General features: G+C 45.4%; 1 protein-coding gene. It reads left to right on the top strand.

Annotated features, from left to right (window positions below):
* On the top strand, positions 1-553 hold a 553-nt coding region (locus tag R7Z50_RS30080), incomplete at both ends, for a glycosyltransferase (RefSeq protein ID WP_318150098.1).

The raw sequence follows: 553 nt of genomic DNA, 5'->3' as shown, positions 1-553 counted from the left end.
ATCTCAAAATGGTGGGGCGCAAAAGTTCTTAGTGGACTTGGTGCTCGAGCATAATCCCGAGTATGAAATCAAGATCCTCGTGTTGTGTGCTGAGAACGACTATTTGGAACAACTCTCCGCACAGGGAATCCAATGCTTTAACTGGCAGACACTGTCTCTATCGGAAAAATGGTCACTACTACGCTGGCCAGATCTCGTTCACGGACACCTGTATCCATCTATTTACCTAGCGCTGCTTTCGATCGGGAAAAAACGCATTCAAACAGAACACTGCTCTTACAACCGACGCAGAGATTACCCTCTGTTTAAGTTCATAGAATATGTCCTCTATTGGGGTCACCACTATACCGTTAGCATCAGTGAAAAAGTTCAAGAAGAATTGGTGAAGTTCATGCCTCGGTACCAACACAAGTATCGAGTTGTACATAACGGCGTCGACTTAAATCGCTTTCCGATGACGGCCAAACAAGCCCACGATCTCAGCGAGAAAGCAACCATCAACATTGGCATGGTTGGCCGACTACATGAACACAAAGATCACGAAACGTTAATT

It is taken from the genome of Vibrio sp. 1249-1 (assembly GCF_033340495.1).
This window is presented reverse-complemented; position numbering and strand designations above follow the sequence as displayed.